The sequence below is a fragment of the uncultured Flavobacterium sp. genome (genome assembly GCF_963975005.1).
Classification (GTDB): Bacteria; Bacteroidota; Bacteroidia; order Flavobacteriales; family Flavobacteriaceae; genus Flavobacterium.
The window spans coordinates 1-10,326 of sequence record NZ_CAXBFR010000103.1 but is presented as its reverse complement, the minus strand read 5'-3'; the positions used below and the strand labels follow the sequence as shown (position 1 = coordinate 10,326).

Below are 10,326 nucleotides of genomic sequence, written 5' to 3'. Positions count from 1 at the left end.
TTGAAAATGGTTTTCCAAGCAATTCACTAATTCCGTAAACAGCACCAGCTGCACTTGCAGACGAACTGCCGATGCCGCTTCCTGCTTTTATATTTTTGTAAATTTCTATTTCAAATCCGTAATCTAAATCTAAGTTTTCAATTATTGCTAAAGCAGCAACACCAGCAACGTTTTTCTCTGTTTTCAAAGGTAAATCTGCACCAACTATTTTAGTGATTTTGATTCCTTTATTTGGAGATTTTCTAATTACCATTTCATCACCAATCGTATCTAGGCATAAGCCTAAAATGTCAAACCCACAATTGAGATTAGCTATGGTTGCTGGGCAAAATATTTTTATTTCATTCATTTTTTCTTTTTTTACCACAATTTTGTTTTACAACCTTGTGGAGATGTTGCATTGCAACATCTTTACTTATACATTTCCAATTCTAACGACATCTGCAAATATTCCAGAAGCCGTTACAGCTGCACCAGCACCAGCTCCTTTGATTAATAAAGGCTGGTCCACATATCTATCCGTGTAAAATTGTACAATATTATCTTTTCCTTCCAAGTTATAAAACGGACTTTCTTGTGGAATAAATTCTAAACCTACACTTGCTTTTCCATTTTCGAATGTAGCTATAAATTTTAAACGACTATTTTTTGCGTTAGCTTCATTCAATAAATTATCAAAATGAGAAGCATTTTTAATTAATGATGCAAAAAAAGATTCGTTTTCAGTTGTATTCATACATTCAGCAGGAAGAAACGATTTGTTTTCAATATCTTCAATTTCCATTTGATAACCACTTTCTCTTATTAAGATTAAAATTTTTCTAGCAACATCAATTCCACTTAAATCAATTTTTGGATCAGGTTCTGTGAAACCTTGAACTCCAGCTTCTTTTACCACATCATGAAAATTATACGTTTCGCTAAAGTTATTAAAAATAAAATTCAAACTTCCTGATAAAACAGCTTGAATTTTATTCACTTTGTCACCTGAAGCAATTAAATGTTTCAAGGTATCAATAATTGGTAAACCTGCACCAACATTCGTTTCAAATAGGAAAGGAGCGTTGTATTTTCGACTTAAACTTTTCAGATTTTTATAATTATCATATTTAGACGAACAAGCAATTTTGTTACAAGTCACAACAGCAATATTTTCCTTTAAAAATTGATCATATATTGAAGCAACTACATCATTTGCAGTGATATCAACAAAAATACTGTTACGTAAATTTAAACTTTTTGATTGTGAAATAAATGCACTCAAATCAGCTTTTTCTCCTTTTTCAATAAGTTCTTTCCAATCTTTTAAGGCAATTCCTTCTTCATTAAAATGCATTTTTCTTGAATTTGAAATCGCAATAACTCGTACATTTATCTTTAAATTCTCTTTTAAAAATTTCTTTTGTTGGTAAATTTGATCCATGAATTTCTCTCCTACATTTCCAACACCCATAACAAAAAGGTTTAATTGTTTGGTATTCTCTTCAAAGAAGCGTTCATGAAGCGTATTTAAAGCCTTTTTAACATCATTTTTATTGATAACTACAGAAATATTTCGTTCTGAAGCTCCTTGTGCAATGGCTCTAATGTTTACGTTGTTTTTTCCTAAAGTACTAAACATTTTTCCACTCAAACCTTGATGATTTTTCATGTTTTCGCCAACAATAGCAACAATACATAAGTCTTTTTCAACAATACAAGGATTGATTTTATTTTGAGATATTTCGAATTCAAAGGTTTCGTCAATTGCATTTTTAGCTTTATCTGCATCATTATTTAGAATTCCGATACAAATTGAGTGTTCTGAGGAAGCTTGTGTGATAAAAACTACATTAATATTTTCTCTGGATAAAACTTCAAACAAACGTTTGGAAGAACCAGCAACACCAATCATTCCCGAACCTTCAAGAGTTAGTAGAGCAATATCTTCGATATGTGAAATTCCTTTAACTGGATTTCCATTGCTTTGTAGCGTATTTGATATTAAAGTTCCATTGGCTTCAGCATCAAAAGTATTTTTAATCCAAATAGGAATATTAGCTTTTAAAACAGGTTGAATAGTTGGTGGATAAAGCACTTTGGCACCAAAATGAGACAATTCCATTGCTTCTTCATAAGAAATTGTTTCAATGGGTTGCGCTTGTTTTACCATTTTTGGGTTTGCCGTAAACATTCCGTTTACATCTGTCCAAATTTCTAAAGAGTTAGCATGACATCCATTAGCTAAAATGGCAGCCGTAAAATCAGAACCACCACGACCTAATGTTGTAGTATTTCCTTTTTCATCCGAAGCAATAAATCCCGGTAATAAAACTACTTGAGATTTATTAGACTTAAAATAATCTTCAATTAATAAGTTAGTTACATTAAAATTAACAGATGCTTTTCCGAAATTAGAATTCGTTTTAATTAACTCACGGCTATCTTTAAATACTGAATCTGAAACTTTCTCTTTCGAAGCAACAGCAATGATTTGAGAAGACAAAAGTTCCCCAAAACTGGCAATGGCATCAGAAGTTCTTGGAGATAATTCGCCTAATAAAAAACAACCATCTAAAAGTATTTTCAATTGATTGAATTCAGTAGTAATCGTTTCAATTACTTGTTTTTGATAACTTTCTGAAACTAAATTACTAATGGTTTCGAAATGTTTTTGTTGAATTTCTTCTAAAGTTACTTTATAAGATTCATTTTTAGAAGCTGCTTCATTTGAAGCTTTTAAAAGTAAATCCGTCACACCACTAAAGGCAGAAACTACAACTGCTATTTTGTTATTTTGAGATTTTTTGGAAACAATATCGAGAACTAATTTTATATTTTGCGAGTTGGCAACAGAAGTTCCACCAAATTTTAATACTATCATTTTATTGAATTTTAAGAATAAAGAATTTTATCTTTCTTTCGAAAGAACATATAGAATGGATTATATGTAGAAATTCACCCCGAAAGGGGTTGTAGTTGTTGTAGAAGTTGAGCCAATAAAACTTTCAACCGCAAGTTGGGTTGTGTAAGAAGTAGCGTATATTTTATTGTGTTTCAACATATTTCAAATGTAGAACATTTATTTTGAGTATAAAAAAAGCATTTTCATTTTTATGAATATGTCATTTTTAGCTAGTAGTTTCGTTGTAAATCAAAATATTACTAATTTTAGATAAGTCAAAATGACAATATGATAATAAATAGTAGTTAAAAATGTTGCTTTTTAACAATCGTTTGTAGAATTTTGGAGAATATTTAAATTAAGAAATGGAAACCATACATTATATAAGTTCAGATTTATTGTCTATTGACACAATTCATACAATTATTAGAGAAGATAAAAAAATAGCTTTATCAGAAGAAGCTATTGTTAATATTGAAAAATGTAGAAAGTATTTAGATGATAAAATGAAATCTCATGGGGAACCAATTTACGGAATTAATACGGGATTTGGTTCGTTATGTAATGTAGAAATTTCTAAAGAAAACTTAACAAAACTTCAAGAAAACTTGATAAAATCGCATGCTTGCGGAACTGGTGAAGAAGTTCCAAGTGAGATTGTTAAAATTATGTTGTTGTTAAAAATACAATCATTAAGTTACGGACATTCAGGTGTTCAATTAGCTACAGTTGAACGTGTAATTGAGTTTTTTAATAATGATATTTTACCTGTAATTTATACGCTTGGTTCTTTGGGAGCAAGTGGTGATTTAGCACCTTTAGCTCACTTAGCATTGCCTTTAATAGGTGAGGGTGAAGTTTATATGGACGGATTTAGACAACCTTCAAGTAAAGTATTGGAAAAAATGAATTGGCAACCTATTGTAATGCAATCTAAAGAAGGATTGGCTTTATTAAATGGAACCCAATTTATGAGTGCATATGGAACATATATTCTATTAAAATCTTGTAAATTATCTTATTTAGCGGATTTAATTGGAGCTATTTCTTTAGAAGGTTTTGATGGACGAATTGAACCTTTTAATGATTTAATTCACTTAATAAGACCTCACAAAGGACAAATTCAAACAGCCAGAAGATTAACTGAATTATTAGAAGACAGTGAAATTATAGCACAACCAAAGAAACATGTTCAAGATCCATATTCTTTTAGATGTATGCCACAAGTTCATGGTGCTAGTAAAGACACAATCGAATATGTAAAGAAAGTTTTTAGAACCGAAATTAATTCTGTCACAGATAATCCAAATATATTTGTAGGTGAAGATGAAATTATTTCTGGTGGAAATTTTCACGGTCAACCTCTAGCTTTAGCTTTTGACTTTTTAGGAATAGCTTTAGCTGAATTGGGAAGTATTTCGGAAAGAAGAACTTACCAGTTAATTTCAGGGTTACGTGATTTACCAGCATTTTTAGTGGATAATCCAGGATTGAATTCAGGTTTTATGATTCCACAATATACAGCAGCAAGTATTGTTAGTCAGAATAAGCAATTGGCTACACCAGCAAGTATTGATAGTATTGTTTCTAGTAACGGCCAAGAAGATCACGTTTCTATGGGTGCAAATGGAGCAACAAAAACATTGCGAATTGTAGATAATTTGGAACGTATTTTAGCCATTGAATTAATGAATGCTTCTCAAGCAATAGAATTCAGAAGACCTTTACAATCAAGTGAGTTTATAGAAAGTTTTATCAAATCTTATAGAGATGAAGTTTCTTTTGTAAAAGAAGACAGAATTTTACATTATGACATTGAAAAAACAATTGCTTTTTTACAAAGTTTTCAAATAGAGCTGGAGGAATAGGTTTTAAAGAAACAAACTCAAAATTCCCAGAATAGCAGGAATTCCTTGTACATAAAATATTCTTTTTGAAACAGAAAATGCTCCGTAAATTCCAGCAATCAGCACACAGTTTAGGAAAAACATGGCTATATTTCTTGACCACATTTCGTCTGTAATAAGAAGAGACCAAATTAGACCAGCAGCCAAAAAACCATTGTATAATCCTTGATTGGCAGCCATGACTTTAGTTTTATCAAACATATCAGAAGGAATGGTTTTAAACACTTTTCTACCAACGGTTGTCCAAACAAACATTTCTAACCATAAAATATAAAGATGAATTAAAGCAACAAGACCAATAATAATTTGTGATAGCATATTCATAGTTAATTTTTTAAAGTTTAAAGTTATTTTCAATTCTTTTATCTGGAACAAGCCAAATTAAAGCAACAGCAATATATAAAACTCCAGCAATAATAGGTTTATACATAGCAAAACAAATTGCAATTATATATAGTAAAGTTGATATTTTTCCTTTTCTATCTTTTCCAATTGCATTTGCAATTACTGACTCTTTTCCTTCAATTTTAATAATATTATATTGAAGAATAAAATAGGCTAGTGCACTACCTAATAAAACTAAACCATACAAAAACATTGGAAAAGCATCAAATTCACTTTCACCAAGCCATGCAGTTGCAAAAGGAATTAAGGACAGCCAAAAAAGTAAATGCATATTTGCCCAAAGAATTTTCCCGTTCACTTTTTGAACAGCATGCATTAAATGATGATGATTGTTCCAATAAATTGCAACATAAATAAAACTCAAAATATAACCTAAAATTTTAGGAAGTAAAGGCTTTATGTCTTCAAAAGTGTTGCCTTCAGGAACATTAAATTCTAAGACCATAATCGTAATAATTATAGCTAAAACGCCATCACTAAAAGCTTCAAGTCTGTTTTTGTTCACTATTTTATTTTTTAAGAATCAATCTGATTAATAAAAAGATACCTACAACTTCTAAAGCCATTCCTACGATCAAAAATCCAGTTGCAAGTTGCCAATGCATTATTTTAAATAAGGCTCCTAAAATTGTGACTGCCATTCCTAATAAAAACGTTACAAATGGTATTTTGTACTCTTTGATCATGTTAATTAGTTTATTACTTCAACAACTGTTGTTAATTTTGATTGAGGATAATCTTTTATATGCATTTCTAATTCTAAAAAATCTCCGCTAATATTTTTAATTCTTACTATTAAATCAGCATCAGATTTTAAAAAAGCAGCTGTTTTTTTTGAACTTTTAAGAATATACGAACAATCATCAATCCAAATAACTTCAAAGTCTAGCACAAAATCTTCTCCTAATTTTCTTTCTGTTTGTAAATTCCCCTTTCTTTCGATGATATAGGTCACACCTAGTTCATCATCTTGAAGTTTAAATTTACCATTTTTATAATTCTTACAATTTTGAGCATAACTAAAAGCTGAAATACAAAAAAAAAGAATAAATAAGAGAATGTTTTTTTTCATTTTATTTCCACTTAAAGTTTTTCTCAATAGCTTTAATCATTTCTCCTGCAATATCTTTGTTAGTTGCTCCTTCAATTCCTTCTAGACCAGGAGAAGAGTTTACTTCTAACAATAAAGGTCCTTTGCTAGAGCGAATAATATCAACACCAGCGACTTTTAAATCCATTGCTTTTGCTGCTTTTATAGCGATTTTCTTTTCTTCTGGTGTCACTTTTACAATTGAAGCAGTTCCACCCATGTGAATGTTAGCTCTAAATTCACCCGGAGCAGCTTCTCTTTGCATTGAAGCGACAACTTTTCCGTCCACCACAAAAAGACGTAAATCTTTTCCGTTGGCCTCTTTAATAAATTCTTGTACTAATATGTTCGCATTTAAACTTTTGAAAGCATTGATTACAGATTCAGCGGCTTTTTTAGTTTCAGCTAAAACAACACCTTTTCCTTGAGTACCTTCTAATAATTTTACGATTAGGGGAGAACCACCAACCATTTTAATTAAATCATCTGTGTCTAATGGAGAATTAGCAAAACCCGTTGTTGGAATATCAACTCCATTATTTAAAAGTAATTGCAATGAAAAAAGTTTATCACGAGATTGTGTTATAGCTGCAGCATTGTTTAAAGCAAATACCTTTAAAGCTTCAAATTGACGTGTCAACGCACAACCATAATAGGTCATACTTGGACGAATTCTAGGAATTACAGCATCAAAATTATTTAATATTTTTCCACCACGATAGTGAATTTCAGGAGTATCTGCGTCTAATTTCATGTAACAGTACTTCAAATTTAAGAAGTGCATTTCATGACCACGCATTTCTCCAGCTTCCATAATTCTTTTATTGCTATATAACTCTGGATTACTAGCTAAAACACCAATTCGTAAACCTTTTTTTTCTGAAGATTCGGTATAATAAAATTCTTTTAAATTTTCATTTGAGGGTTGACCTAATACAAATTTTTGTTCTGGATCAACCATCACCCTACCAGACATAGCTTCTCTACCTAGCAGCATTCGAAACCCCATTGAATCACGATTGGTTAGGGTAAGTTCAATTTCCCATGTTTTGCCACCTAAAGAAACATTTGTGCTAATAACATAACGCTTTTCTCGAAAACCACTTGAACTTTTTACAATTCTTTGATCTACTAATTGAGCTTCACAATGTATAAGCGCTTTTGCATTATTCTGAATAGGATTAATATCGAATTTTACCCATTCTTGATTATCTTTTGAATATGTTTTTATGTTTATAGCATGAAGGGCAGAAGTTTTAGCTCCTGAATCTACTCTTGCTTTGATAGTTGGAATACCAATTGCTGGTAATGAACACCATTCTTCGGATCCTACAATGACTTTTTGTTGCATTTTATTCTTTTAATTTAATAATAATCGAAAGTACTATTTTTTTTGATGTGACTAGAAAAAAAAACCTACTTTTCAGCAGGTTTTTCATATTTTTTAATTGTTATGATTAGTTCTTGTTTTTCTTCGTCTAATTCCATAAAAATTTCATCACCTTCATGTATTTTTGATGTAATAATTTCTTCAGCTAAAGAATCTTCTACATATTTTTGAATAGCTCTTTTAAGAGGTCTTGCACCAAATTGTTTGTCGAATCCTTTTTCAGCGATATAATCTTTTGCTTTTTCAGATAAATTTAAAGTATATCCTAAATCTTTAATTCTTAGGTATAATTTATCCATTTCAATATCAATAATTTTATCGAGATCTTCTTTTTCCAAAGCATTAAAAACAACGACATCGTCAATTCTATTTAGGAATTCAGGAGCAAAGGCTTTTTTAAGAGCATTTTCAATAATTCCTTTTGAATTGTCATCAGCTTGAGCTACTTTTGAAGCAGTTCCAAAACCAACACCTTGCCCAAAGTCTTTTAATTGACGTGCGCCAACGTTTGAAGTCATTATGATAATAGTATTTCTAAAATCAATTTTACGACCTAAACTATCTGTTAAATGACCGTCATCTAATACTTGAAGCATCATGTTAAATACATCAGGATGCGCTTTTTCAATTTCATCTAAAAGAATTACACTGTATGGTTTTCTTCTAACTTTTTCTGTCAATTGCCCACCTTCTTCATAACCAACATACCCTGGAGGTGCACCTACTAATCTTGAGATAGCAAATTTTTCCATATATTCACTCATATCAATACGTATTAAAGCATCTTCTGAGTCAAATAACTCTTTAGCTAATACTTTGGCTAACTGTGTTTTACCAACTCCCGTTTGACCTAAAAATATAAACGAACCAATAGGTTTGTTAGGGTCTTTTAACCCAGCTCTATTTCTTTGAATTGACTTCGCAATTTTATTTACAGCCTCATCTTGTCCAATGACTTTTGCTTGAATAAGTTCTGGTAAATGAGCTAATTTATTACTCTCGGTTTGTGCAATTCTATTCACTGGAATTCCGGTCATCATTGAAACAACATCAGCAACATTGTCTTCAGAAACCTCAATTCTATTATTTTTAGCATCTTCTTCCCATTTTTCTTGAGCAATAGCTAAATCTTTTTCAATGCGTTTTTCGTCATCACGCAATTTTGCTGCCTCTTCGTATTTCTGTTTTTTAACCACAGAATTCTTCAAGTCTCTAACTTCTTCTAACTGACGTTCTAAATCTAAAATTTGTTTAGGAACATCAATATTTGTAATATGAACTCTAGAACCTGCTTCATCTAAAGCGTCAATAGCTTTGTCTGGCAAGAATCTATCAGTCATGTAACGATTTGTCAACTTTACACAAGCTTCAATGGCTTCGTCACTATAAGTTACACTATGGTGATCTTCATATTTACCTTTTATATTATGTAAGATAGTAATGGTTTCTTCAACAGAAGTTGGTTCAATAATTACTTTTTGAAAACGTCTTTCTAAAGCACCATCTTTTTCAATATATTGTCTATACTCATCTAATGTTGTTGCACCAATGCATTGTAGTTCACCTCTTGCTAAAGCCGGTTTAAACATATTTGAAGCATCAAGGGAACCCGTTGCTCCACCTGCACCAACAATAGTGTGAATTTCATCAATGAAAAGTATGATATCATCATTTTTTTCAAGCTCATTCATAACAGCTTTCATGCGTTCTTCAAACTGTCCACGGTATTTTGTCCCAGCGACTAAACTAGCTAAATCGAGCGTTACAACACGTTTGTTAAATAAAACACGTGATACTTTTTTCTTAATAATCATAAGAGCTAAACCTTCTGCAATTGCAGATTTTCCAACTCCAGGTTCACCAATTAGTAAAGGATTGTTTTTCTTTCTACGGCTTAGAATTTGAGAAACTCTTTCAATTTCTTTTTCACGTCCAACAACAGGATCTAACTTTCCTTCTTCTGCCATTTCGGTTAAATCTCTACCAAAATTATCTAATACTGGAGTTTTTGATTTTTTTGTTGTTTTATTTCCAGATGTTGGGTTATTGAAAGAACTATCTTTAATTCCGTCATCTTGACCAGAATCTTCGTTATATGATTCGGCTTTAGGTAAGTTTTCTATAAAATCTTCTTCGTTATTTATCATAGCAATATAATTTTCTTTAACGGTTTCATAATCAATTTTTAATTTTTTCATCAACTTAGTAGTTGGATCATTTTCATTACGTAGAATACATAACAATAAATGTGCCGTACTCACAGCAGAACTATTATAGAGCTTTGCTTCAAGAAAAGTAGTTTTAATTGCTCTTTCTGCTTGTCTTGTTAAGTGAAGGTTTTTTTTATCATTGTTTTGAATTCCTGTCGAATTGGCAGGGCTTAGGACTTCAACTTTCTTGCGTAAATGACTAAAATCAACAGCTAAGTTATTCATTATAGTCATGGCTTTCCCGCTCCCATCTCGAAGTATTCCTAAAATTAAATGTTCAGTACCAATAAAATCGTGTCCTAAACGTAAAGCTTCTTCTTTACTATAGGTAATTACGTCTTTTACTCTTGGTGAAAAATTTTCATCCATATATTTATTCCTTTCAGCTTTAAAAATAGTAAACATAATTTTTTTCTCCTAACACTTTCTAAGAAGTGCCA

The 10,326-nt window shown here is 31.0% G+C and carries 8 protein-coding genes and 1 pseudogene; 1 reads left to right on the top strand and 8 read right to left on the bottom strand.

Translation table 11 applies throughout. The features are described 5' to 3' along the window. Both AACZ53_RS11425 and thrA read right to left on the bottom strand, forming a co-directional pair. Positions 1-349 (bottom strand): annotated as a pseudogene (locus tag AACZ53_RS11425) (homoserine kinase); the annotation flags it as partial. A gap of 66 nt (positions 350-415) precedes the next feature. Continuing rightward, entirely contained in the window at positions 416-2,863 is a 2,448-nt protein-coding gene (gene thrA / locus AACZ53_RS11420) for a bifunctional aspartate kinase/homoserine dehydrogenase I (protein WP_339838485.1), read from the bottom strand. A gap of 386 nt (positions 2,864-3,249) precedes the next feature. On the opposite strand from thrA, the gene hutH reads away from it, so the two are divergent. After that, positions 3,250-4,752, top strand: coding sequence for a histidine ammonia-lyase (hutH, locus tag AACZ53_RS11415; RefSeq protein WP_339838483.1), 1,503 nt, complete (start codon positions 3,250-3,252; stop codon positions 4,750-4,752). A 3-nt stretch (positions 4,753-4,755) separates the two neighbouring features. Here hutH and AACZ53_RS11410 read toward each other — a convergent pair whose 3' ends face one another. From AACZ53_RS11410 to AACZ53_RS11385, 6 genes are all read right to left on the bottom strand, one after another. Beyond that, positions 4,756-5,115 (bottom strand): DUF1304 domain-containing protein, encoded by a 360-nt coding sequence (locus tag AACZ53_RS11410; protein WP_339838481.1) that lies wholly within the window; start codon positions 5,113-5,115, stop codon positions 4,756-4,758. Between the two features lie 10 nt (positions 5,116-5,125). Further along, complete coding sequence (locus tag AACZ53_RS11405; RefSeq protein WP_339838478.1) at positions 5,126-5,701, bottom strand: TMEM175 family protein; 576 nt, start codon at positions 5,699-5,701, stop codon at positions 5,126-5,128. A 4-nt stretch (positions 5,702-5,705) separates the two neighbouring features. Next, positions 5,706-5,882 carry a hypothetical protein gene (locus tag AACZ53_RS11400; RefSeq protein WP_339838475.1) on the bottom strand — a complete coding sequence of 59 codons (177 nt, stop codon included), beginning with the start codon at positions 5,880-5,882 and terminating at the stop codon, positions 5,706-5,708. A 5-nt stretch (positions 5,883-5,887) separates the two neighbouring features. After that, positions 5,888-6,268, bottom strand: a complete 381-nt coding sequence (locus AACZ53_RS11395) for a hypothetical protein (RefSeq protein WP_339838472.1) — start codon at positions 6,266-6,268, stop codon at positions 5,888-5,890. Position 6,269: 1 nt separating this feature from the next. Beyond that, positions 6,270-7,637 (bottom strand): 30S ribosomal protein S6--L-glutamate ligase, encoded by a 1,368-nt coding sequence (gene rimK / locus AACZ53_RS11390; protein WP_339838469.1) that lies wholly within the window; start codon positions 7,635-7,637, stop codon positions 6,270-6,272. Between the two features lie 65 nt (positions 7,638-7,702). Then, positions 7,703-10,255, bottom strand: coding sequence for an ATP-dependent Clp protease ATP-binding subunit (locus AACZ53_RS11385; RefSeq protein WP_339838487.1), 2,553 nt, complete (start codon positions 10,253-10,255; stop codon positions 7,703-7,705). Between the last annotated feature and the right edge of the window lie 71 nt (positions 10,256-10,326).